The sequence below is a fragment of the Lysinibacillus sp. RU7 genome (assembly GCF_057837305.1).
This window is the reverse complement of sequence record NZ_JBYQFK010000005.1, coordinates 84,646-108,794: the sequence shown is the minus strand read 5'-3', so window position 1 is coordinate 108,794 and position 24,149 is coordinate 84,646. Positions and strand designations below refer to the sequence as shown.

The window sequence follows — 24,149 nt, the reverse complement described above, 5'->3', positions numbered from 1 at the left end:
GAAAGGGGAATCATTTAGTATTCCCCTTTTTCTATGGAAGAAGAGGATCTATTATGTTACAAACATCATTTTCTAAAACTGTAGGCTTAATAGGACTTTTTGGGGTAGTAGTTGCTTTGTTTTATTGTAGCTTAGCGATGGGGCAAACTTCTATTTCATTTAAAACGGCATGGGATGTAATGACGGATTATGATCCTAACAATACGGAGCACTTAATTATTGCAACGAGTAGGCTAACAAGAGCGATCATTGCCTTAATGATCGGTATGAACTTAGCCATTGCGGGCATTTTAATTCAAACATTGACAAGAAATCCTTTAGCCGCGCCAGATTTACTTGGCGTAAATGCAGGTGCTATTTTTTTTATTGTCGTAGCCATTACTTGGTTTAATATTCAATCGTTAACACACTATATGTGGTTTGCTTTTCTCGGGGCTGGTATTGCAGGGGTAGCGGTATTTTTCCTAAGTAGCTTTGGGAGAGACGGTCTCACACCGATTAAAGTCATTTTAGCGGGTACGGCTTTATCTGCTTTATTTATCTCCTTTACACAAGGCTTATTAGTCATTGATGAGCAGTCCTTTCAAACGGTCTTATTTTGGCTTGCTGGCTCTGTTGCAGGAAGAGATATGGAGATGCTGTTATCTGTATTACCGATTTTAGTAATAGCCCTGATTTTAAGCTTATTCATCGGAAAAGCAATGAATATTTTTAGTTCAGGAGAAGATGTAGCAAAAAGTCTTGGTCAAAACGTCGGAATGTTAAAAGTTTTCATGGGGTTATTAATTATTGTATTAGCTGGTGGTTCTGTAGCAATCGTCGGCTCCATTGGATTCGTTGGGCTGATCGTTCCTCATATCGCAAAGGGGTTAGTAGGCAATGATTATCGATGGACGATTCCGTTTGGGGCATTGCTTGGCTCATCCTTATTATTAGCCGCCGATATTACAGCGAGATTTTTAATTATTCCACAGGAAGTACCGATTGGTGTAATGACCGCATGTATTGGTGGCCCTTTCTTTATTTACTTAGCGAAAAAAGGGGTGTCTAAACAATGAAAGCTTGGACATTTCGTTTATTTAAAGGAAATATCTCGTTTCAAGTAACGAAGCAATGGATGCTTGTCCTATTGATTTGTTTGATCACTGTACTTACTATTTTTTTATTCAGTTTATCAGCAGGTAGTACATGGATTCCTTTGTCTGAAGTATTGCTTCAACTAGTTGGTCAGATCGATGAGCATACTTTTGTCATCGAAACATTGCGTCTACCACGTGCCCTATTAGCGCTTCTTGTTGGTGCCGCTCTAGGTGTAGCGGGGCTTATTTTACAAAGCTTAGTACGAAACCCTCTTGCTTCTCCTGATATTATCGGGATTACGAGCGGTGCTTCTTTTGGGGCTGTTGCATTTATTGCGTTAGGAACAGGTGTAATGAGCATGACTTTTCTTCCTTTTGCAGCAATCGCTGGAGGACTATGTACAGCGATTTTAATTTATGTGATTTCTTGGAATAAGGGTGTCACACCGATTCGTCTCGTACTAATTGGCATTGGTATTTCAGCTATTTTAAAAGCTGGAGTGACATTTATGCTCGTATTTAGTAATACTTTTATTACATCAAAAGCGTATGTGTGGTTGACTGGTAGCTTATATGCAGCTAGCTGGAGTGACGTGTCCTCCATGTTTTTATGGTTGCTCTTACCGTTACCGATTTTGTTGATTTTCGGTAGAAGCTTAAATGTGACAGAACTAGGTGATGATGTATCGATAAGTATCGGCATTCGTGTACAAGTTCAGAGATTTATATTTTTAATGTGTAGCGTGATTTTAGCCGGAACTGCTGCCGCCTATGCAGGGGGGATTGAATTTGTCGGATTAATGGCTCCTCATATTGCTAGACGTCTTGTAGGAAGGTCTTTTGTAGGGCTTGTGCCTATAACCGCGCTGATTGGTGCTACATTAGTGTTAGTTGCAGATTTAATTGCTCGCACAATGTTTTTACCTTTAGATATTCCAGCAGGTGTATTTACGGCCGCTATTGGTGCACCATTTTTCATCTATTTACTATTCCACAATCGAAATCGTTAGGAGAGGTGTAAATGAGCGGATTACAAACAAAAAATTTAACGTTAAATTATGGCAATCAGCATATTATTGATGATTTAAGCTTTGAAATGCCACTTGAAAAAATTACGGTGCTGGTTGGTGCGAATGGGAGTGGAAAATCTACATTATTACGATCACTAGCCCGCCTTTTAAAGCCTATATCAGGAGAAGTGCTACTCGATGACCAACGATTACAGTCGATTTCAACAAAAGAAATTGCCAAAAAACTAGCCATTCTTCCACAAGGACCTGTTGCACCAGAAGGCATTACGGTACAGCAACTCGTCAAGCAGGGGCGCTACCCACATCAACGGTGGTTTCAACAATGGTCTGAGGAGGATGAGCAGTTAGTGGAACAAGCGTTAGCAGCTACACAACTACTTTCTTTTAAAGATAAGCCAGTAGACGCTTTATCGGGTGGACAGCGACAAAGAGCTTGGATTGCGATGACACTCGCACAACAAACGCCGATTTTGTTATTAGATGAGCCAACGACTTATTTAGATATGACACATCAAATCGAATTACTCGATTTTTTATTTGATTTGAATAGACAGCATCGTCGAACAATTGTAATGGTGTTGCATGATTTAAATCTTGCTTGCCGCTATGCCGATCACTTAGTCGCCATTCATAACCGAACGGTCGCTGTACAAGGGCCTCCTGAACACATTGTCACGGCTGAAATGGTACAAGAAATTTTTAATATGGAAGCCATGATAGAAAAAGATCCATTTTTCGGTACACCTTTATGTATTCCTAAAGGCAAAGGGCGATATGTCAAATGAACTTAGAGCTATATGGTATAGAAAAAAATAGCTCTGATAAAGGCATTCCTTTGAGTCACTTACTGAATAAAGACCTACTAATGCCAGTAGTGCAACAATATGCGACATCTCTCGGTACAGAGTCGTTAGCGATTGCGGGTTCTTTATTTATTAAACGGTGTGCCGTACTTGTAGCAGCTTCCTCGCTCGATTATTATGGACTACAAAAGGAAACGAAAGATTGGTGGACAACGGCTCGGTTTGAGCCAAAAACATTTACACTTCTCATGGAAGAAGATGTACAGGAAGAATGGGCGGAAGACTGGAAAAAGCGGATTTTTGCTGAGCATTTGACGCCTCTTGTAGAGCTGGTTGCAAAAGAATGTAAAGTACCTCAAAACATACTTTGGGAAAATATAGCCGTTCGTTTACAAGCTGTTTTGCGTAAACAGGAAAAATTGTATTCGAATTTCGAGTTAAAACAGCAATTCAAAGAACTGACTTGTCTTGAAGCACATTGGTTGGGGAGAACAGGCAATCCGTTGCGAATGTATCTCCAAAAAGGGCAACAATGGAGTCAGATACCAATAAGAAAGACTTGCTGTCGTTATTATCAAGTCAAGAAAGAAGAGGAAAATCCATACTGTGGCAATTGCCCACTCAAGAAAGATTAAAGAAATAACCCCTGGTGTTCGTAACTTAATAGGATGCCAGTAAAGTGAAAAGTCGATTTGTACCAACAATTTTGGTATGAATCGGCTTTTTTGTAATCTCTTTTTTAAAGGTTTTCTCTGCAAACTGAATACAAAATGTATGTACTTTTTGTTAAATATTGGGTGATTAAAGTGCGATATAGTTTTAAAATAAAGTAAACAGCATATCTTATTTCACTGAAAGGTCAGTTTAGTACAATGAGAATTTGGCATGTTAGTTAAACATGGCTCTAATGGAGAACTGTAGAGGAGGCGATGGATATGAGAGGTAGAAATAATCGGGATGATTATATGCAGAGTAGTTCAGAAAAAAATGCAGCGACAGGTTGGACAATGAAAGGGTTTATCTATTTTTTCATTATCGTAATAATTGTAGGAATAATTAAGTGGCTATTTTTGTAGATTTGGGTTTTAGTAGTTACTTTTCAAACAGAGAAATAACAGTATTTGTTTTTGTTCAATCCAATCCAAATCATTATGTAACCCCTTTACATAAAATTGGTTTTAAAAATAGGCTGTAATTGGTACTACTTCAAACCAATTATTGGTGTTAACCTTACGATAAAATATTTTGTTTGGGATTACTAGTTGGGGGGATGAAGTGAATACGGGCTATTTAAAAATACTAGTGGCTATGTGTATTGTAGGCAGTTCAGTCGTTGTAGGAAAATTAATCGTGCAGGATATCCCTATATTTATTGCATGCGTATTAAGATTTCTCATTGCATCAATCATTCTTGTTCCATTGTTAATTTTAAAAGAGGGGATTCCATCTTTGACTAAAAAAGAGTTTTTAGTCTTATTTGGTCAAGCAATAAGTGGTGTATTTTTATTTAATATTTTCATGCTTTACGGATTGAAATATACATCTGCTATTGAAGCAGGAGTCATTACAAGTACTCTTCCAGCAGTTATAGGGATACTTTCTTTGTTCTTGTTAAATGAAAAATTGACGAAGAAAAAGAGTGTAGGCATATTTTGTGCGATGTTAGGGGTTTTATCTATGAATGTATTGAGCAGTAGTTCCGAGCAAATGAGTTCCTTGGGTGGGAATCTTTTAATATTGGGCGCTGTACTGGGAGAAGCGTTATTTATTATATTTGGAAAGTTATCATCTAATCGAGTAAGCCCTCTTACGATATCAACAATGGTGAGTATTTTCGGTTTCATTTTGTTTTTACCCTTTGCGATTTATGAAGCGAAAGAATTCAACTTTTTACATATTAGTTTGGGGAACTGGGTGAATATTTTATATTTTGGAATCGTTGTAACCGTAATTGCGTTTCTTTTAATGTATGACGGATTAAAAACAGTATCAGCGAGTTCAACAGGCGTACTAACAAGTGTGCTACCAGTCAGTTCACTAATTCTTTCGTTTTTAATTTTAAAGGAAAAATTAATGTACATACATTTTGTAGGAATGCTGTTAGTCATAGTTGCCATTTTCCTGATTTCAATGGAACCTTCAAATCAGGAAGGAAGAAATATTTGATTAAATGTAATAATATGTTAAATTTTCTGTTTTATTATGCTAACATATAGTTAATTCTTAGTATAAGAGGTGAGTTTAGATGAGTAGAGTTGAGCAGAGAGCAAAGTTAGATTTAGAACGGATTGTGTTTATTGGAAGAACCTTTGAAGAGTATATGGATATGTTTTCTCTTTCAATGAAAGAATTGGAAGGAAAGAGCATACTCGATTGTCCAGCAGGGGCTTGTTCTTTTACAGCTGTTGGTCACAAATTAGGTTTAGATATTACAGCGTGTGATATCGCTTATGATCATCCAGTAGAACAGTTAGAAAGTAAAGGCCTTCGAGATATTGAACATGCAATGGAAGGTATGGGGAAAGTAAAAAATAATTATATTTGGCGCTATTTCGATAGTATAGAGACGCTTAAAAAACAACGTGTACATGCTTTAAAACATTGTACGAGTCATATGAGGACATCAAGTAAACGTTATATTCCCGTCACGTTACCTGTCTTACCGTTTCAAGATCAAGAATTTGATATACTTCTTTCGGCACACTTTCTATTTATGTATGCCGATAGATTAGATCATCAGTTTCATATACAGACAGTAAATGAATTATTAAGGGTGACGAAAGAAGAAGTTCGCATTTTTCCGCTGGTCGATTTAGAGGGGAAAAGATACCCGTATTTAGAGCAGCTGATGGCTGAGCTAATAGACAAAGGCTATGTAGTGGAAGAAGTCAATGTTTCTTATGAATTTATGAAAAATGCCAATGCAATGTTAAAAATAAAGATAAATGCATAAATTGAAGTGAGCAGGGGGAAACGGTAAGTGGGACAAATTAAAATTTACGGGATAAAAGATCGATTAATTCCAATTAGAGAAACGCTATCAGAAATTATTCATTCATGCATGGTAGAGGCTTTGGCATTGCCTGCTGATAAGAAATTCCACCGTTTTTTTCCTATGGAGAAAGAGGATTTTTATTTTGCAAACGGGAGAACGGAAGCCTATACCATTATTGAAATTAGTATGTTTGAAGGGCGAACAGTAGAAGCTAAAAAGCAATTAATCAACTTGCTATTCGAACGTTTAAATAGTGAATTAAAGCTATCTCCTCAAGACGTTGAAATAACAATTTTTGAAACGCCCCAACACAACTGGGGAATAAGGGGATTACCCGGAGATGAGTTATCCTTAAATTATAAAGTCAATGTATGAAAAACTAGTAACCACTTTTGTTTGTAAAGCAAGGTAAGTACCGGATGTTAAAGACTTGATTCATCGATTTTGAGCTGAATCAAGTCTTTCGTGTATTTGTTCTTAAAAAACTTCATGAAGCACCTATTTATCCGTAATCACGGCACCAGTCATGGCATCTATGTACCGGATCGAATGTCTCGTATGCTGGTCACATAGTTGATAAGTAAGAAAATATGCATCTGTTTTGCTATCGTAATCTTTTTTCCATGCTAATTCAAAATCCATATGACTACATACAATTTTTTGTGCGTCGTGTACGGAGATAGCCGGTTCGGTTGGTAACTCGCGTAGTTGCTCTATATGAATGCGCGGTCCACTGTAATAATCAACCAGTCCTGTTGTCCGATTAACAGCAACGACTACTAATTCTTGTATAGTGATGCCATGGCGATTGTGCAAATAAAATACGAATGATTCTTTCATTGAATCATCATCTTCCTCACGCTCTCGAACAACCTGTTGCAAATACGGATATACATCTGGCGCGATGATTTGTAAAAATTGTATCGCCTTTTGAAAGCACTCTTCATGATTTAGCTGAAGATCCCCTTGTCTTTCAAGAAACCACATAAAACTTTGCACTTTGCCAGTTTCTTTTGAAACGAAGGCTTTCACCGTATCCTCTGAGCGTTTCATGAAAAAGCTATTCATTGAGTAATCCTCTTTCTTCATCGCCCAATCTTTATCTCGCCACACAATACCTATTTTATCGCTCATATCAACTTCCCGAAGTATTTCCATATTATCTGTAATGCCAATGATCTCTTCAATCGATAATGGTTTATCAACATTTGTAAACGAAAAAGGCGGTACTGGCACATAATTTTCAGGCTCGTGTTCTTCATGCACAATTGTTAATGTTGGCTGCAACGTGTCAGCTTTATATTGATGAAAGGAATTCACTTCGTACACAAGCCAGAGTCCGTCTTCATGTACATTTTGAACACTTTTATGCAAATTCGTAATCGTTAGCTGTAAATCAAGATGATTTCGTACATGTTCTTGTAGTACTTCTTTAGAAATGAACGTTGTTGGTATTGCAGGAATGGGCTTTACGCCATTGTATGTAAAGGTAATAATATCCCCAGAAGAATCAACGTCAATAAAGCATCCTGCTCTTGGTAATGGCAACCCGAATACAAGTTGTTCATAATAAAAACGGTCTGCACGAGAAAGCTGCTTTGTTTGATAGAAGGTTAAATCGTTTAATGCGTCAGGATAATGACTTAATAAAAATTGCTCTGCTCGAGCTTTTTTTTCGTCTATTGTTAGTGACGATACATCCGAGCAATCATTGTTTATATCAATGGATAGACGAGTTAAGTTGCCTAATGAATCCAGCTCTACGCTAATCCCTTCATCATTTTGCTCGTTTAGCCAAGAAAACATAGCACCTTCATTGTATTCTTCTATGACAAGTTGAAAATCGTTTCGTAATGGCACCAATGATAGCGCACGTTGTTTTAAGCCTTCTTTTTGCAAGAAAAGCACCTCCATTTATTCTAGAAAGAGAATGTTTGTTCTTATTATATCCATTATTATCCTTTTAATCAACAGAAAACCTGATTGTGTCCTTACACGCATCACTGCAACGATTCATACTATAAAAAGATTAGCGATTAGCTAGGAGGAATTTTGTTGTATTACAATTCTTATCCGTATTATGTATATCCACCTCATTATCCTGTATGGCTGATGGCACAACATGTTGCTACACCATCTCAAAGGCAAATAGCCATGCCGACAAACGAACCGAACCGTAGCCCTTTCCCTCCTGTGAATATTCAAAAATTAGAAACATCGGTAAAACAAATGCAGAACATTGTCCAACAGGTTCAATTACTACTCGATAAAATTGCCAAATCGGAGCAGTTTGCACATGAGCTCATGGACGAGGCACAACGTTCCAATCAAGCAGCTGTTGCTCGATTAATTAAATCAGTAGGTATTACACTCCAATTTGAGGCGAAATATACACCAGACGGTATTCGCATTGTGTTTACAGAAAAGAATTGCTGTAGTTTAACGATAATTTTACAGTGGTGAATGAATTGTAGGGGAAAAGTATATAAGTTTTAATACAGCTGATGAATTAAAGCATGTCAGGTACAATGAGATGGCGATCAGGTACCTGACACGGATGTTAATAAAATAATTTCTTTTGCAAAAGCTGTAGTGCTTGCTCGATGCTTCTCAATTCCTCTTGAGAGGCATTTTGTATTTTCTGTTGGAAAAACACTTCGATTTGGTCAAATGTTGTTTTCATCACTTTTTTACCTTCTTCTGTTAGATGAACAGTCTGCTTTCGTCTATCGTCTGTCGCTGTGTGCTTTTCGATTAATTGTTTATCCTGTAATTTTTTTAATTCACGACTTGTATTTGGTAGTGACATATGCAAACAATCGCTAATGTCACTTGGTGTTACAGGTGGGCTTACATAAATGTATTCAAGAATGTTGTATTGGACAGGGGTGATATATGGTGGCTTTACCTGTCTTTTGATGTCATGTGTCACTTCATGTACCGCAGCTGAAAAAGCAACAAATTGTTGAAAAAGCTTTGTTTGATCCATAGAGCAATCCCTCCTTTATTTACAACATAGCAAAGTTGTTATCATAAAACAATTATCATTTGACAACAAAAAAGAGGGGAGTTATTATTTGGTTATCAAATGATAAGTAAGGGGTATGGTATATGAAAACGTTAATCGTTTACACACATCCGAATCATCACAGTTTAAATTATGCTTTTTTACAAAGTGTTTTAAAAGGGAGTCATGAAAATCCACTTATTCAAGACATTCAAGTGTTAGATTTATACGAGGACGGCTTCAATCCAATTCTTGAATTTAATGAAGAAAAGCGTCGGCGAGATATGCACACCGATCCAAAGTTTGAAAAGTATAGAAAGCAATTGATGTGGGCAGATAAAATTGTTTTTATTTATCCGATTTGGTGGGGAAGACCACCTGCGATGTTACTAGGCTATATTGATCAATTATTTGCGGCAAATTTTGCTTATCGAGACAAAGGGGGATGGTTTACTGAAGGGTTGTTAAAAGGGAAATCGGTTGTGTGTATTTCAACGATGAAGGGCCCTATACATTATCCGCTGTTCTTATTAAATAACAGTCATAAAGCGTTAATGAAAAAGGCTGTTTTTAATTTTGTGGGCATAAAAAAAGTGAAGTTTTTTGAATTTGGTAATATGGAAAGTAAAAAGGGCGGACAGGAGAAAAAGCTCCATCAAATTTATCGTTATTTCCGTCAAGTCGCTCATTAAAGTGGAAACTAGTAACCTTGTAATAGTTTACTAGTTTTTCGCCACTTTAAGCGTTTCATTCGTGCGGCTTCCTGCTTGTCATGTAAAACATAATACAGAGGCAGACAAATTAAAATAACACGTACCATCGTTAAGAACATCACAAAAATAACACGTCTGTTGATTAACTAGTTTTTACCATTAAAACCTAATAAAAAAGAGAGATTCCATGTAAAATGTAAGTTACCACACAAACAATTACGAGGAGGAATCTCTCATGGCTAAGAATACCACGATTTTCACGTTACTTCAAAATTTTATTTCACAGGAAGAAATTGATGGCATTCTCGCTGAATTTGGTTTTGAAGATACAGCTCGTAAATGTAATGTTTCAACCCTTTTAAATTACTTGGTTGGCGCTGCTACATTTGAATGGAAAAGCTTGCGCTACGCTTCTGATGTGGCAAAAGAGAAAGGCTTGAAATCCGTTGACTATTCCACGCTTTCCAAACGTTTAGGCGAACTGAATTATCTCATCGTCAAACGGATTTTTGAACGGATTGTTAGCCGATTAAACCGAGCTGCGAGACGCTCACTTAAACTGAAAAAAGAGTTATTGGCCATGGATTCGACAACGATTACTGTCGGGAAAAATCGTTTACCGTGGGCGTTGTATCACGGTGAGCGTCCGGGCATCAAACTGCATGTTAGTTTCACAAATAATACAGGAATGCCCCTTCACGTCGTTGAAACAACAGGCTTGAAAAACGATGGTCCAATTGGCGTCGAGCTCGAAGATAAGCGTTTTATCATCGTCGCTGATCGTGCTTATTTTTCGATTGATAAGGCAGATCGCTATGCGACAACGAAACAAGATTTTGTCATTCGTTTAAAGGAGAACATCCAGTTAAACCGTAAAAAATCATTAAAAAGAGCGACCGTTGAAGGATCTAATATCGTCGCTGATTTCACCTGTACACTTGGTACGGCTCAAAAACAAACGAAGAAGCGACACCGTGTCGTAGAATTTACCGATTATGAAGGGGCGATTGTACGTGTTGTCACAAATCTTCGGGATGTAACAGCCGAATAAATCGCTGGCATGTACAAAGAACGCTGGGCAATTGAATCCTTTTTTCGCTGGATTAAACAGCACTTAAATGTGCCCGTGTTATTTGGCACGACAAAAAATGCCGTATTTAGTCAGCTTTTTTCGGCTTTAATTGCCTACGTGTTACTCAAGTTTCTTCATACAGAAGGACACAAGAAAAATAACTGTAAACGCCTATCTTTCGCTGGTTTTACACGCCAGTTTCTTTGTGCTACCCTGCCCATCGAATGGCGGATCGGTCTCAAAGAACTACTCGCATTTCAACGGGAACTGTACCAAATAAAAACTGGATGAATTTGGTTAATCAACACGTGTGCAAAAATAATTCTTTTGTCTCAGCAGAAATATTGATATAATTGATAATCGTTTTCGATTATAAGTGGAATGGAGGCGTTTCAAAAGATATTTTGAGACCCCCCCTCTTCTACATCTAATATAACAACACTCATAATCAAATAAACAACCGTTTGGATGCATTTTCTACGGGCTTAATTCAATATGTTCGAGGTAAAATTTTTACAATCTGGCCCTCCAGCAACTTTAAACTCTTCATGTTTATGCACATAATCCTTGGGCAAAGGTAATTTTCCATCCTCACCAATCCGATATTCTATCCCTTGTACTATAAATACTGAATTTTCATCATAACCAAATATACGCCAGTCTATTTCACGTGTCGATTTGCTCTCTAAATCTACATTATAAATTACACCGGTTGTATCAATGCGGTAGCGTGTAGAGCAATTATTAATTGTGAAATGTTCGTTAGGATTAATCCCAAATTGTTGGAACTCCTTTAAAATTTCATCAGCTTCAAAAAACACTGAAAAGACGTTAAGATCTCTGAATTCAGCAAACCATTGAAGGTCGTTTAAAAATTGACCTTTGCGCTCTAAATGCACTCTTTGCTCATCCGATAATTCATGATCAAAGTGATCTATTTTCACATAGTTATAGCCATTATTATTAATTAAGTGATAATTTACATACCCGTAATCCGTCATTAAACTATACACTTTGTTGCTTCGAATCGTTAAATTGTGATTTCGATCTATATAGAGTTGATTTGCTAAAATAGGGTCATAGATATTAATTGCACTAATCCTTTTATTCTGTTGATTAGACATGGCTGTTTTAATAGGAACTACGTTTTTCTCCATTAATCTACCGATAATAGATGCTACATTTCCTAATGATTGAAATTTCATAATCTACTCCTTTTTAGTAAATAATTTATATTACCTCGTTTTTGTAAGAGGAATAAAGTAGTTTCAATTCTACAAGAGGGAAGTCAGTTAAAATAGCATCATCAGAGGGGAGTATTGACCTTTAGCAAATTAATACTAGTAGTGTTGATTGAAGTTGACGTTGGAGTACTTAGGTTAAATTTATAGTTGTTACTACAATGAATTTCATAATTGGAGATGAATTCGACGTCAATTACACTTGCCGCCTTTCACTTCAATCAATAAAAGGACAATTAAATTTTAATTGCTCCTTTATAAAGTGTTCTTCATGATATTCTAAGTGACGCAACTAGTTTAAATATTTACTGGCTTCCCTAAAGTGAATCTTATTCATAGTGTATGCTATAACAATAATAACTTTTAGTAAGTTATCTCAATCCTAGCACTCGATATACCGACATTACAACCGACAATTTTTCTGTCGGTATACCGACAATTGAGCGATATTATATAATGGATATCTATTCGTTATACCTGTCTATAAAAAAACTAGTACCTGCTATTAAGATAGACAGGTACTAGTTTTATAGTAATAGGAAACTTATAGTAAGTTCTTTTCTTTTACTAGTTCAATCGCTTCTAGGCGAGAGGGGACATCCAATAATGTAAAGAGCTGTGTTAAATAACGTTCAACGGTACGTTGGGTGACACAAAGTTTATCGGCTATCATCTTATTTGTATCGCCTTGTATAAGCATGAGCATAAGTTGTTTTTCTTTATTGGTTAACTTGAGATTATCATATTTATCGACCATTCTATTTGTAATATAATCAATAAAATCAGTAGATAAAACTAAATCTCCATTCATAATTGAACGAATGGTTTGGATAACTTTTTCTTGAGAAGCGGTTTTAGATAAAATGCCATCAATTTTTTTTTCTATAAGTAATGGATAATAAGATTGGATATCATCACCTGTATATAAAATGATGCGTGCATTTTCTTGCGCCGCTTTAATATCTGCCGCTAGGGAAATGCCATCTTGAATCGCCATATTTACATCGATTAAAAATACATCAAAATGGGTATTCTCCATTCTGCTGAGAACTTTTGCTGCATTCTCTTCTGTTTCAATAAATACATCATTTAATCCTTGAAACAAACTTTTGGAACCTTGTAAAACAATAGGATGGTCATCTACTATTAATACTGAAATCAAGTACGTCACTTCTTTCAATGATTTTAATGTGAATAGACATGCCTTCATTCATATTAGAATCAATTGTCATATGTCCGTTAAAAGCTTCTACCCTTTCTTGCACACCTTGTAACCCCATTGATTCACCATGCCAAATGTCTGATAAGTTACAACCGATCCCGTTATCACGATAGATTAATTCAAATCCATTATCTAGTTCTTGAAGATAGAGTTCGACAATTTGTGCCTGCGAATGTTTTAACGCGTTATTTAATAGCTCTTGTACAATCCGATAAATGACTAAAGTTAATTGCTCATCTTCTAAATACAATCGGTCAAACTGTGTGGTTAGTGTGAAACTCGCTCGTTTCGCTGTTCGCTCGCTAAGCCTTTCAAGTGCAGCATTTAACCCCATATTGGCTAATAGTGGAGGCTTTAATGTTTCGCAATATGCTCTTAAGCTATGGATGGATATAACCATTTGTTCGTGTAGATTTTTTAATTTTGACTGAACAACTAATGAATCCGTTTCATAGATCAATCCATCTACTTGTCTGGCGATATGCAAATGCTCCTGTAAAACAGTGTCATGTAATTCTTGTGCTAACTGAAATTTTTCATCATCTACTCTTATCCACACTAATTTTTTGAGCCATGTTGGTTCTTTTCCATCTATTTGCCGTAGTTGTTGTAGTTCATCTACTAGTTCTTCAATTACTTTAGTACTTTCAATAAAAGTATTCGTATATGTAAGTAACAGTTCTAGCCATAACAATTCATCTGCTCTTAAGCGAATCGTCTGCTCATGGTTAATAATTAGCCATCTTTTACAGTGAGTATCTTGATGAATTAAAGCTAAATACACATGTTCTTTTCTTATGATTTCACCAAGACGTAGCTTCTGAAATGATAAGTCATCTATTAAAGTAAGATGGTCATTTGTAGATGTTATCTGCCCTGTTGTAAAATCGTATGTGATGACGGCGACTTGTTTTACTTCTAAATGATAGACGATTTCTTCTGTTAACAACTTTAGCATTGGCTCTACACGATGGGATTTTCCGAGTGTCTGGATCGTTTGATATAGCTTATGAATGTGATCTCCTTTAGTAGAAAATAATATTTTACGACCACGATAATCAATTTTTTCTTTAATGTATAAGAAAATAGTGATTGAAGTGAGTAGGAGCAGAGTAATCTCAAATAGTTTAGTGAATGCTATATCTGTAATTAAATAAATACCTCCAGTTAACCAACATGTGATAAATAATGCGAGAGTAAAATAATAACGGAAACGCGAAATGTGATAAACAATGTCAAATAAACGCTCGGTTAGTTGTATAAAAGTAATATTGAATGGGATCAATAGTAAGAACAAAGCACAAATATCAGCATTAACAATCGATTGTTTAAATAAAACTTCTGGCAATACAAAAAGCACTAGGAATGGTAAAAGTGGTACAACCAAACCTAGAAATAATATTTTTAGCGATGCGGATTTATACTGAATATAGCTGTAGGTTAAAATAAATAAAATAACTAAAAGTAAAGATATAAATAGAGCAAGAATAATAAGAGGACTAATTGAACCAAATGATGGATAGAACAGTCTTATTATTCCCAAAAAAGTAGACAACAAAGGGATTATGTATAAAAAGTTCGTATTTTGAATGAATGGCCATTTAATGTTTAAAAATAAAAAGTAATGTTTTAGAAAATTTAGCAATAAAACAAGACAAAGAAGTAAGCAACTACTATTTACAATAATCCCGGTGCTGTCTAATTTTGCAGAGGCGCCGCTGCTAATATAGGCTAAGGATACGATAAGAATAAAATAAATTAGAAAGTCTACATATGGTACATGTCTTTTAAAATAGTACAAATAAAATGAGACACATAATGCTAATAAGAAATAAATACTCGGAAATACAAAAAGCATATAAAATTGTTGAGGTATATCCGTATGTTGAATATCAATAGTTAATAGAGAACCATCCGATTTTAAAATGGATAATTCAGTTGCTCTTCGAATTGTTGGATCATACTGTATCTGGGATATATCGTGTATAGGGATCCCATCTATTTTTACTACAATATCCCCAATAGAAATTTGTTCATTATGTGCCCATTCTTCGTAAGGTATAGATTTAATTTTCCATTTTTGATTTTCTTCTTCGACTTCAATATCTAGAAAGGGGTCTATATAAGAAACAGATAATACATGTAATCCTAAAATTGAATATATAAAGATTAAAAACCAAAATGAATTACGTTTTAAAGAAACTATTGCCAATATCCACTTTTGGCGCATACATCTTCATTAAAAGCCTCTAACATAGCTTGTGTTTCCGTTTCAGTAACGCCTACTAAAGAAACTTTCTTCTCTTTTAGTAACTCTACAATATTTGCATTTTCTTGTAAAAATTGAATCATTTTAATCATGGCTTTTCCTCATTTCATTATTTTTTTAAAATATTCTTTATTTGCTACATTCATATGGCTGTTTTGAATCATGTTTAATGCTTGATTTCGGTATAGATTTTTAATCGCAAGAGCATAGCGGATTGCACCACTATTTGTTAGTGCTTCGATGATATTTGGTTTTGCTAAAATGATTTCTTCTTGACGATCGTAATATTTTTTTATCTCTTCCGAAATATCATTCTTCAACGAAAAAAGATAAATAATAGGTAACGAATATTTCCTATTTAACAAATCATTTTTATTATCCCATTCTTTTAAATCTTGAATATCATTTTTAATTTGCTGTACGACACCGATAGATTTTGCATATTGTTCAACTTGTACAGATTTTTCTCCACAAGCAAGAGTGACACCTACTAAGCAACTCATCGCCGTAAGAGAACCAGATTTTTGCTCAATCATTTGTAAATAAGAAGATTCATCTTGACAAACATTCAGTAAATCTAGTTGTTGACCATTGATACTGAGTAAAGTGTATTCTTCAATTATTTGTAAGGCGAGCTCTCGATGTTCAAAATGACTTTGACGTAGTATTTTAAACGCTATCATCATCATGGCTAAAACTGCATTTAGCGATAATTCAGGTGTTTTTACCCATAAATAATTACTATCGCCATCTTGTAAGTCGTCAATAATATCAAACGATAAAATAAGCAGTTCAATTGCAGCAGCTATTTTGTAAATATCTTGGTTAAAGTGATCTGCATACTCTTCATAATGAATGATACACAAAGTGCCAAAGTGAAATCCCAATGTCTCTTTTTCATTTTTAAAGCTTTGTAGTATACTTCTTAATTCATCTCCAATTAATTCCTCAGTAGCAATGATTTCGTCTAAAAAAATACTAATCTCTTTATTTAATTCCTCCAATTTCTTGAACCACCCCCTTAATGGATATAATATATAAAATAACATAAAATTTCCATATAAATTTCTGTTTAATGCAAATTATTCCTAATCCATTCACATAAGTAACATAATAAGAACCGCTAAACACTATAGATGTCGGATCTATTTTGTTTAACCTTGTTAAAATGTAATGTCTCCTAATTGAATTCTTTCGTTAAAAATTGTTTAATGTTTTTAAAGGATAATGAAAGTAGGTTGTGATATGCAAGATTTAGGGAGTCGCATTCGCCAACTGCGAAAACAACGCAAATTAACGCTTGCACAGTTAGCAGGGGAGCGTTTAACGAAGGGAATGCTTAGTTTAATTGAGAATGGAAAAGCACAGCCTTCTATGGAAAGTTTGCATTATATCGCACAGCAGCTTCAAGTAGATGTTTCGGCCTTACTTGGTGAAGAAATTGAGTCATTTAAAGAGTTAATGTTAGAAGTGGAAGAAATGCGTATCCAATTAAATGATCATCCAGATGATAAAGTGCGTGCACAAATCATAATTGATAAAATTAATCCTATTGTAGATAAATTGCAAACAGATCGATATGAACATATAAGACTAAAAGAAATCTATTTAATTTCCTTGACGCTTATCCATAACAAGCTAGATGAACAAGCATTGTATGACGTTATGAACTGGTATGAAGGTGTACATGCGTATAGCCGTTTACTTAGCTGTTATAACTTTTTATGTTGGTATGCCTTTGAAAGAAAAGATTATGAAAAGGCACTGGATATGTTAAAGCAAGGGGAAAAACGAATCGAGCCGTATTGGTTCATTTTGGATGATATTAGTCGAATCAGCTTATTTTACAACTTAACGGTTATGTACTATGCAGTAAATGATGTGAAAAACGGTTTATTGTATAAAGAAAAGATGCTTCAAATTGCGGAAAAAAAGAAAATTTACTACCGTATGGACGATTTTTATCGCTTGCTATTTATACAGGCAATATGTGACCATGAATTTGAAGTGAGTAAGCAGTATTTTAAAAAGGTGCAACTAATGACAGAACTTGCGGAAGACAATGAAAAGGCTTTTTATTATTTATTTTGCAAAGTGCATTATATAAGCGTTGTAGAGAAAAATTATGAGCAAGTGCTAATTATATTAAATGAAGAAATCTATTCACAACGAGATGTGTCTATCCATGAAACGAAAGATCTTTTCCAAATGGAAGAAGCGATTGCACTGTATCATCTAGAAAAATATGAACAAGCTTTAGCTATTTGTGAAGCAATTAAAGCACCTAACTATTTAAAGCATCCGGTTGATTTAGCGATATTTTATCGCTTTGTTGCATACCGGGCGTTAATGTATAAAAAGCTTGGCGATATAGAATCAGCAAAACGCGATATTTTATATGCGGAAAAAAGTGTGGAATCATTTGCATCCACATACTACACGGACTTTATTCGCCAAACATATGAAGAAATTATGACCTAATGAAACAAGCCTCCACTGCACTGTATGTCCAGGGAGGCTTTTGTTTATTTGTCTTTCATATTGAGTCGGCGTTCTAATAGTTTTTGACGATATTTATAGACACCGTATATAGCAGCTAATACAACAATTGCAAGAACGAAAGGTTGTAAATATTGTTTAAATAATGGTCCTGCTTGTTCCCAATTTTCCCCGAGCTTTACCCCTAAATAAACGTAAAGGGCTGTGATAGGTAACATAGCACAAAATGTATAGACGGAGAATTTCGTAAGTGACATTTTCGCCATGCCACATGGTACCGAAATCGCGGTACGGACAACGGGCATAAAGCGACCGAAGAAAGCAACCCCTGCACCGTATTTGGCAAAAAATTTATCTGCTGCGTTTACTTGTTTCTCATTAACTAAAAAATATTTACCGTACTTTAAAACAAGTGGACGGCCCCCATAACGACCAAGTGCATATAGTGTAATTGGGCCAATTGTACCACCGACTGTACCGGCAAGTACCATTAAATAATAGTTGAATTCCCCTTGTGAAATCCAGTATCCAGCAAGTGGCAACACCGCTTCAGCAGGAATAAATTCAAAACAAAGCGCTAAAAGCACACCGAAGTAGCCTAACCCTTTAAAAAATTCAATCATTGGCATAACGATTGCATCTAACAAATTCAATCAACTCCAAAACATAGACTATCCCTTACGACGAAATACTTGTCCTAAAGTTTCATCATACCATGTCTTTTCTTGCTTGAACAGATTTGTATCGTGTATCGAGCTCTTGAAAACGTGATTCTTCAAAGTCTTTTTGTCCACGTAAATATTTTTCTTTCAAGTTAAAATAACATATTTCAAAATAAGTATCGTTATGATGATTGTGAAATGGTTTTTCAATTTTTACTGTTGTGTCAATGTCTTGAAAGTAATGATTCATTTTATCAACGGTGCGTATTTTAATCGCACGCTTACTCATTTCCTGTAAAACGAGTTGTGTGTAAGCGTACAGATGTTCTTTAGAGTATTCATAAATATAGTTAATTAAAATGTGTCGATCTTCTTTGGCGAAAATACTATTTAGTTCCCGCCATTGGGCAAGAAGCTGCGATTTTGGTAGAAGATCCATCATATCTTGATGCCATAAGCGCATATTTAAACCTCCTTTAGACTGAAGAAAAATGAACTATTCAATAGCAACTATTATAAACATTTTCCTTGTATATTCAACACTATATAAATGGAAATAACTGCTTGTGAATGTCCACATGATAAGTAGGTAAATTGCTTTTTAATGCGCCAACATTAATCGCTTCTTTCGCTCCTTACAGTTTCTTCTTCACACAAATGATATACAAAAATGATGTAATCTATAGTATAGTGATGATATTTATCGAGAAGTAGGTGATGTTTTTGTGACGGTTGTGATAGGTATAATGGCCGTAATAGTAGACCGGGTATTTGGGGATCCGAAAAAGTGGACACATCCAGTTATATGGATTGGCCGGTTAATCGCTTTTTTAGAAAAACATTGGAATACGGGAAATGCGCGGAAATATAAAGGTTTCTGTGCGGTCATCGTAACCGTTTTAACAACGGGTTTTGTTGTAGGGGGCATTGTTTGGCTCAGTTACGCTGTTCACTGGGCATTTGGTATTGCAGTAGAGGTTATACTCATTAGTTTAGCCCTAGCACAAAAAAGCTTAGAGGAGGCTGCGATACTTGTATACCGGGCATTAGAACAGCAAGATTTCAAAGAAGCGCGCGAAAAGCTCAGCTGGATTGTTGGACGAGATACGGGGCATTTAGACGAAAGTGAAATTGTACGGGGCGTTGTGGAAACGGTGTCTGAAAATACGAGTGATGGTGTAACAGCCCCATTATTTTACGCGCTGTTCTTTGGGGCGACAGGGGCATGGGTGTATAAGGCCATTAATACACTCGATTCCATGATTGCCTACAAAAATGAGCGTTATCATGATTTTGGCTTTGTCGCAGCAAAGTTAGACGATGTCGCTAATTTCATTCCGAGCCGCATTACAGGCTTTTTATTGCTTATTGGCACAAAATCAGTTGTTCAACAGCCATTTACAGATCGATTTGCACAGTGGATAGGGGATGCTAGGAAACACCCAAGTCCAAACAGCGGCTATTTAGAGGCAGCGACGGCTGTGCAGCTTGGTATTCGTCTCGGCGGTGAAAATGTATATGGCGGCAAAAAATCATTTCGTGCGTATATGGGACAGCTCGTTTTTGAGATGCATCGGGGTCATATTGTCCAGTCCATTCAACACATGTATATCGTCACATTATATTTTTTAGTTGTAGTAGGAGGGATTATCATTGCAATATCCAGCACATGGAGCTAATGCAGATGCTCTGTATAAGGGGCTTCATATACAAATGCCAAATAAGGTCATTGATTTAAGTGAAAATGTCAATCCAGCAGGTGTCCCGCTAAGTGTACAGCACGCATGGCCATCATTAATCAATCACATTACGATATATCCAAATGAACAAGCGGAGCCATTTCGTTCAAAGGTTGCAGCGTTCCATGACGTCAAGCCTGAGCACATCATTGTTGGCAATGGGGCAGCAGAATGTTTAATGGTGTTAGCTCGTTATTTTAACGGAGGAACAGTAGGAGTAATTGAGCCGTCCTTTTCTGAATATAGACGGACTTTACTGCAAGAGCAAGTATCGGTTCAGTCGATTGTGGTAGAGGATATTTGTACATATAGATTTTCAATAGAGCAAGTGAAGGAAGCGATGCATACGCTTGATGCAGTGTACTTATGTAATCCAAATAATCCAACAGGTGCACTGACAACAAAATTACAAATTCAACAGTTACTTGAACATGGGCGAAAAGTAAATTGTATGTTAGTTGTTGACGAGGCTTTTATGGATTGGACAGATGAAGTAGAAAGCGTCATTCCACTTGTTGAAAAGTATGAGAATTTAATTGTGTTGCGCTCTATGACGAAAATGTATGCACTAGCAGGGATTCGGCTTGGTTATATAGTTAGTCAAAAAGCGCCGATGCTTGCAGGCTTTTTTCCCCATTGGAATGTGAGTGGAGTAGCGAATCAGGTAGGTTGCCTTTGCTTAGAGGAGGACCAGTATGTGGCACAAGCGAGAAAAAGTAGTGCACAAATGCGGGAAGAAATGACAAACTTTTTGAAAGATTATGCATGCGAAGTATCGAATAGCACGGCCAATTTTTTGTTGTTTCAATTGCCGGAGCCATACAACCCAGACCATTTTTTTAAAACGCTTTTGTCAGCGGGAATTGTCCTTCGTCATACGAAGAATTATGTAGGTCTAGACGGACAGTGGTTCCGTCTCGCGATGAAGGAGCCTGAAAAAATGAAATCGTTTATGCAAGTATTTACTGATTATGTGCAAAACAATTAGAATTTATCGCCATGGTGAAACAGAGTGGAATAAGCAAGGGGTATTACAAGGTTGGCTTGATTCGCCTTTAACGAAATATGGCAAACAACAAGCACTAGATGTGGACTGGCAACCTGATATCGTCTATGCAAGTGACTTAAAACGTGCTATTTCAACTGCTAAATGGATGTTTCCGAATATGGAGATTCATACAGATGCACGTCTTCGTGAAATTTATTTGGGGGATTGGCAAGGACAACCAATCGAACATCTTAAGCAACAAGTAAATTATCAGTACTACAGCGAAGCACCTGAAAAATTTGTTGCAGACTCACAAGAATCGTTTGAGCAAGTGGCAAATCGGCTACTCGCCTTTTTACAAACCATCAAAGAAATCCCACAGCAACAGATTGCGGTTGTTTCCCACGGTGTAGCCATTGCCTGTTTACAATGGGCAATCGAAAAGCGTTCACTGGCGACATTATGGCAAAAGGGAATGCTTTCAGGTGGGGACTTTATTTCTTTGTATTTAGATGAGGAAGAGTGGTATTTGGAAAAAATAACTTTACAGAAAATTTAAAGACATGCTATACTAAAATCTGTTAAGATAAAACAATATATTGTATTAGTTCTAGCTAAGGTACTACTATATGTAGTTTAAAAGGGAAGAACGGTGTAAATCCGTCGCTGTCCCCGCAACTGTAAACGCTGACGATGACGAAAAATCCACTGTACGCTTGTATGGGAAGGAACGTCAAAGGATGAAGCGAAGCCAGGAGACCTGCCTACCTAGACGACTGTACATTTCTTCGGGGGATAGGAAATGGAGGCGGGTTCTTTTTTGACGTTTCCATTTCAAGCTACCTCATTGTAAGGTAGCTTTTTTATTTTGAATAAAAATAGCGTCACACTTATGACATGTGGACAATGCCTAGCTAGACGCATTTTTATTGTATCTTCCTCCGTTTGACAGAAGCAGCTCATCGCATAATGCCGATATGTTAATGAGTCAGTAAAAAGCGTGGTGTTCTCATACACCACCTTTTTTAGCAGATAGGACAGGATCAGCTTTATGGACATCTGCATAAGAAAATTAAAATTAGATAAAAGCAGCATCATAAAGTATTCATCTGTCAAACTGGGCTACCTGCTTTATGATGCAAAACTCACTTTTCGCTGAGAGAGGCATAGGTGAGATAGGCTTTTTTATTGGAGGGGACATGTTGAAGAAAGGGAAAATATTCGTCGTTGGCTTTGGTCCTGGCGATTATGAGCATATTACAAAACGTGCAGTGGATGCATTAAAACAGAGTGATTATATTATTGGCTATAAAACATATGTAGAACTGATTGAGCATTTAGTAACCGCGAAATCCATCGTAAGTACAGGTATGACAGAAGAGGTTTCACGTGCACAGGAGGCGGTGCGACAAGCAGAGGCAGGTCATATTGTATCAGTTATTTCAAGTGGAGATGCTGGTGTATACGGCATGGCTGGACTTGTATATGAGGTACTCATCGAGCTTGGCTGGACAGAAAAAGACGGCATAGCAGTAGAAGTGGTCCCTGGCATTTCAGCGATTAACTCGTGTGCAAGCTTGCTTGGTGCCCCGGTTATGCACGATGCCTGTACGATTAGCTTAAGTGACCACTTAACACCATGGACAGTCATTGAAAAACGTATTGAAGCAGCAGCAATGGCTGATTTTGTCGTTGCCTTTTACAATCCAAAAAGCGGACGTCGTACAAGACAAATTGTCGAGGCACAACGGATTTTATTAAAATATCGTTCACCTGCAACACCAGTAGGCTTAGTGAAAAGTGCTTACCGTGAAAGTCAGAATATTGTGCTAACAACGCTTGCTGAAATGCTAGAGCATGATATCGGCATGCTTACAACAGTAGTAGTCGGCAATTCATCGACATTCTTCTACGATAATAAAATTATTACGCCACGTGGTTACCAGCGTAAATATACATTAGGTGAAGATGTACAACCGTTGAAACCACATCAGCGTTTACGAAAAGAAAATGAACCGTGGGCGCTAGATCAGCAAACAGGTGAAGCACAAACGGGTTTTGAAAAAATAACGGTGCCTGCTCCAGAAAAGCCTAAAAAAAGTACATTGGAAATGGCACAGATGGCACTAAAGCTTGCCGGTGGTGAACCATCTGTATTAGTGCAACAAAAAGTAGAGTCAATTTTTGAATTTGCTGTTAGTCCAGGTGTAGCGAATAAAATGCTAACACCACAGCAAATGATGCTGTTAGCAGAAATTGTTGGCGAACAAGGGACGCTTGAATATACACCGGAGCATCGCATGCTGGTGAAAGTGCCAACTGAGCAGCCAAATGAGCTCGTTGCTCGTTTACGTGAGGCAGGTTTACTTGTTTTACCGATTGGCGATGTGCTCAATGTAAAGGCGTGTGATTTTTGCTATGGGGAAAAAGCAGAGTCCATTCCATATGCAGAGGAAATTGCGCAGACGCTTGGTGGGATGAAGCTACCGAAGGAATTGCATGTTGGCTTTAATGGATGTGGAATGGCTTGCTACCGCGCTGTTTTTGATGATATCGGCATTGTGTATCGCAAGAAGAAATTTGATTTATTTATCGGGGCAAAGCCGGTTGGACGAACAGCTCATGCAGCACAGCCGGTTGCAGAGGGGCTTGAACCGGAGGAACTAGTACCGCTATTAACGAAAATCATCGAAGAATATAAGCAGCATGCACATCCGAACGAGCGCTTGTTCAAGTACTTCAAACGTGTGAAAAAAATATTGCATTATACATATCACGATATGAGCTGCAAAATTGAAGTAGAGCCAGCTCCTTGTGGTGATTAACGAA

General features: G+C 36.7%; 24 protein-coding genes, 1 pseudogene and 1 riboswitch. Of the genes and pseudogenes, 16 read left to right on the top strand and 9 right to left on the bottom strand.

What is annotated here, in order from left to right:
* The first annotated feature begins 53 nt into the window (after positions 1 to 53).
* The 8 genes from AC3II9_RS05445 (at position 54) to AC3II9_RS05410 (ending at position 6,283) form a co-directional block, all read left to right on the top strand.
* A complete protein-coding gene (locus AC3II9_RS05445; RefSeq protein ID WP_489153790.1) occupies positions 54 to 1,058 on the top strand; it encodes a FecCD family ABC transporter permease in 1,005 nt (334 codons plus the stop codon).
* Positions 1,055 to 2,089, top strand: a complete 1,035-nt coding sequence (locus tag AC3II9_RS05440; protein ID WP_489153788.1) for a FecCD family ABC transporter permease — start codon at positions 1,055 to 1,057, stop codon at positions 2,087 to 2,089. The genes AC3II9_RS05445 and AC3II9_RS05440 overlap by 4 nt, the downstream gene beginning before the upstream one ends.
* An 11-nt stretch (positions 2,090 to 2,100) precedes the next feature.
* Positions 2,101 to 2,895, top strand: coding sequence for an ABC transporter ATP-binding protein (locus AC3II9_RS05435; protein ID WP_489153787.1), 795 nt, complete (start codon positions 2,101 to 2,103; stop codon positions 2,893 to 2,895).
* Positions 2,892 to 3,548 carry an IucA/IucC family C-terminal-domain containing protein gene (locus tag AC3II9_RS05430; RefSeq protein ID WP_489153785.1) on the top strand — a complete coding sequence of 219 codons (657 nt, stop codon included), beginning with the start codon at positions 2,892 to 2,894 and terminating at the stop codon, positions 3,546 to 3,548. Before AC3II9_RS05435 ends, AC3II9_RS05430 begins: the two co-directional genes overlap by 4 nt.
* Before the next feature lie 300 nt (positions 3,549 to 3,848).
* Positions 3,849 to 3,989 carry a hypothetical protein gene (locus AC3II9_RS05425; protein WP_489153783.1) on the top strand — a complete coding sequence of 47 codons (141 nt, stop codon included), beginning with the start codon at positions 3,849 to 3,851 and terminating at the stop codon, positions 3,987 to 3,989.
* 199 nt (positions 3,990 to 4,188) lie between these two features.
* Positions 4,189 to 5,079, top strand: a complete 891-nt coding sequence (locus tag AC3II9_RS05420; RefSeq protein ID WP_489153781.1) for a DMT family transporter — start codon at positions 4,189 to 4,191, stop codon at positions 5,077 to 5,079.
* 79 nt (positions 5,080 to 5,158) lie between these two features.
* Entirely contained in the window at positions 5,159 to 5,866 is a 708-nt protein-coding gene (locus tag AC3II9_RS05415) for a class I SAM-dependent methyltransferase (protein ID WP_489153780.1), read from the top strand.
* Between the two features lie 27 nt (positions 5,867 to 5,893).
* A complete protein-coding gene (locus AC3II9_RS05410; protein ID WP_489153778.1) occupies positions 5,894 to 6,283 on the top strand; it encodes a tautomerase family protein in 390 nt (129 codons plus the stop codon).
* Positions 6,284 to 6,406: 123 nt separating this feature from the next.
* Here the strand turns inward: AC3II9_RS05410 and AC3II9_RS05405 are convergent, their stop codons facing one another.
* The gene (locus AC3II9_RS05405) at positions 6,407 to 7,816 is read right to left on the bottom strand and encodes a YcdB/YcdC domain-containing protein (RefSeq protein ID WP_489153776.1); all 1,410 of its coding nucleotides are present in this window, start codon (positions 7,814 to 7,816) and stop codon (positions 6,407 to 6,409) included.
* 147 nt (positions 7,817 to 7,963) lie between these two features.
* On the opposite strand from AC3II9_RS05405, the gene AC3II9_RS05400 reads away from it, so the two are divergent.
* The gene (locus AC3II9_RS05400) at positions 7,964 to 8,371 is read left to right on the top strand and encodes a YuzC family spore coat inner layer protein (protein WP_489153774.1); all 408 of its coding nucleotides are present in this window, start codon (positions 7,964 to 7,966) and stop codon (positions 8,369 to 8,371) included.
* Positions 8,372 to 8,468: 97 nt separating this feature from the next.
* Here the strand turns inward: AC3II9_RS05400 and AC3II9_RS05395 are convergent, their stop codons facing one another.
* The gene (locus AC3II9_RS05395; protein WP_489153772.1) at positions 8,469 to 8,897 is read right to left on the bottom strand and encodes a MarR family winged helix-turn-helix transcriptional regulator; all 429 of its coding nucleotides are present in this window, start codon (positions 8,895 to 8,897) and stop codon (positions 8,469 to 8,471) included.
* Between the two features lie 122 nt (positions 8,898 to 9,019).
* Here AC3II9_RS05395 and AC3II9_RS05390 point away from each other — a divergent pair, with 122 nt between their 5' ends.
* The gene (locus tag AC3II9_RS05390; RefSeq protein ID WP_489153770.1) at positions 9,020 to 9,607 is read left to right on the top strand and encodes an NAD(P)H-dependent oxidoreductase; all 588 of its coding nucleotides are present in this window, start codon (positions 9,020 to 9,022) and stop codon (positions 9,605 to 9,607) included.
* Positions 9,608 to 9,863: 256 nt separating this feature from the next.
* Positions 9,864 to 10,991: pseudogene (locus AC3II9_RS05385) on the top strand (IS4 family transposase).
* 194 nt (positions 10,992 to 11,185) lie between these two features.
* On the opposite strand, the gene AC3II9_RS05380 reads toward AC3II9_RS05385, so the two are convergent.
* From AC3II9_RS05380 to AC3II9_RS05360, 5 genes are all read right to left on the bottom strand, one after another.
* Positions 11,186 to 11,905, bottom strand: coding sequence for a hypothetical protein (locus tag AC3II9_RS05380; protein WP_489153768.1), 720 nt, complete (start codon positions 11,903 to 11,905; stop codon positions 11,186 to 11,188).
* 580 nt (positions 11,906 to 12,485) lie between these two features.
* On the bottom strand, positions 12,486 to 13,112 hold the full coding sequence (locus AC3II9_RS05375; protein ID WP_489153767.1) for a response regulator: 627 nt from the start codon (positions 13,110 to 13,112) through the stop codon (positions 12,486 to 12,488).
* Positions 13,078 to 14,511 carry a sensor histidine kinase gene (locus tag AC3II9_RS05370; protein WP_489153765.1) on the bottom strand — a complete coding sequence of 478 codons (1,434 nt, stop codon included), beginning with the start codon at positions 14,509 to 14,511 and terminating at the stop codon, positions 13,078 to 13,080. The genes AC3II9_RS05375 and AC3II9_RS05370 overlap by 35 nt, the downstream gene beginning before the upstream one ends.
* An 854-nt stretch (positions 14,512 to 15,365) precedes the next feature.
* Positions 15,366 to 15,524: a competence pheromone ComX gene (gene comX / locus AC3II9_RS05365; RefSeq protein WP_489153763.1), complete on the bottom strand. Its 159-nt coding sequence runs from the start codon at positions 15,522 to 15,524 to the stop codon at positions 15,366 to 15,368.
* A gap of 9 nt (positions 15,525 to 15,533) precedes the next feature.
* Positions 15,534 to 16,436, bottom strand: a complete 903-nt coding sequence (locus AC3II9_RS05360) for a polyprenyl synthetase family protein (RefSeq protein WP_489153761.1) — start codon at positions 16,434 to 16,436, stop codon at positions 15,534 to 15,536.
* 241 nt (positions 16,437 to 16,677) lie between these two features.
* On the opposite strand from AC3II9_RS05360, the gene AC3II9_RS05355 reads away from it, so the two are divergent.
* Complete coding sequence (locus tag AC3II9_RS05355) at positions 16,678 to 17,913, top strand: helix-turn-helix domain-containing protein (protein WP_489153759.1); 1,236 nt, start codon at positions 16,678 to 16,680, stop codon at positions 17,911 to 17,913.
* A 44-nt stretch (positions 17,914 to 17,957) separates the two neighbouring features.
* Here the strand turns inward: AC3II9_RS05355 and AC3II9_RS05350 are convergent, their stop codons facing one another.
* The gene (locus AC3II9_RS05350; protein ID WP_489153938.1) at positions 17,958 to 18,554 is read right to left on the bottom strand and encodes a DedA family protein; all 597 of its coding nucleotides are present in this window, start codon (positions 18,552 to 18,554) and stop codon (positions 17,958 to 17,960) included.
* 85 nt (positions 18,555 to 18,639) lie between these two features.
* Positions 18,640 to 19,056 (bottom strand): pyrimidine dimer DNA glycosylase/endonuclease V, encoded by a 417-nt coding sequence (locus tag AC3II9_RS05345; RefSeq protein WP_489153757.1) that lies wholly within the window; start codon positions 19,054 to 19,056, stop codon positions 18,640 to 18,642.
* A gap of 262 nt (positions 19,057 to 19,318) precedes the next feature.
* On the opposite strand from AC3II9_RS05345, the gene cbiB reads away from it, so the two are divergent.
* The 4 genes from cbiB to cobJ all read left to right on the top strand — a co-directional run bounded on the left by cbiB (position 19,319) and on the right by cobJ (position 24,145).
* Positions 19,319 to 20,272 carry an adenosylcobinamide-phosphate synthase CbiB gene (gene cbiB / locus AC3II9_RS05340; protein ID WP_489153756.1) on the top strand — a complete coding sequence of 318 codons (954 nt, stop codon included), beginning with the start codon at positions 19,319 to 19,321 and terminating at the stop codon, positions 20,270 to 20,272.
* On the top strand, positions 20,247 to 21,320 hold the full coding sequence (locus AC3II9_RS05335) for a pyridoxal phosphate-dependent aminotransferase (protein WP_489153754.1): 1,074 nt from the start codon (positions 20,247 to 20,249) through the stop codon (positions 21,318 to 21,320). The genes cbiB and AC3II9_RS05335 overlap by 26 nt, the downstream gene beginning before the upstream one ends.
* Entirely contained in the window at positions 21,304 to 21,879 is a 576-nt protein-coding gene (locus AC3II9_RS05330; protein ID WP_489153753.1) for a histidine phosphatase family protein, read from the top strand. The genes AC3II9_RS05335 and AC3II9_RS05330 overlap by 17 nt, the downstream gene beginning before the upstream one ends.
* Before the next feature lie 41 nt (positions 21,880 to 21,920).
* Positions 21,921 to 22,101, top strand: a riboswitch (cobalamin riboswitch).
* A 418-nt stretch (positions 22,102 to 22,519) separates the two neighbouring features.
* Complete coding sequence (gene cobJ, locus AC3II9_RS05325) at positions 22,520 to 24,145, top strand: precorrin-3B C(17)-methyltransferase (protein WP_489153751.1); 1,626 nt, start codon at positions 22,520 to 22,522, stop codon at positions 24,143 to 24,145.
* Positions 24,146 to 24,149 lie beyond the last annotated feature (4 nt).